This is a genomic window from Mesorhizobium sp. (assembly GCF_005063415.1).
In the GTDB taxonomy this organism is placed as follows: domain Bacteria; phylum Pseudomonadota; class Alphaproteobacteria; order Rhizobiales; family Rhizobiaceae; genus Mesorhizobium.
Genome location: NZ_SUEG01000446.1, coordinates 1 through 220, shown reverse-complemented (window position 1 = coordinate 220; position 220 = coordinate 1). Strand labels below are relative to the sequence as shown.

The following is a 220-nucleotide window of genomic DNA, read 5'->3' as shown; positions in this document are numbered from 1 at the left end:
GCCATAGAGCTCCGACAGGCGGCGAATCAGCCGGCCGGCTTCGAACACGACGTAAGCGACGTCGACCAGCGCGCGGGGGCTGACCGCGGTCACCAGGGAGACGCGCTTCGCCGCTTCGAGAATCATCACCCTGGCGCGGGCATCGAGCGGGCCGAGGATCTCGGTCTCGGCCAGCCGCACCAGATTGCCGCCGTCAATGATGTCGCCGCGCAATTCGGCC

At 68.6% G+C, this 220-nt stretch carries 1 protein-coding gene; it reads right to left on the bottom strand.

What is annotated here, in order from left to right; translation table 11 throughout:
• On the bottom strand, nt 1–220 hold a 220-nt coding region (locus tag E5W70_RS32995; protein WP_292665551.1), incomplete at both ends, for a DUF697 domain-containing protein.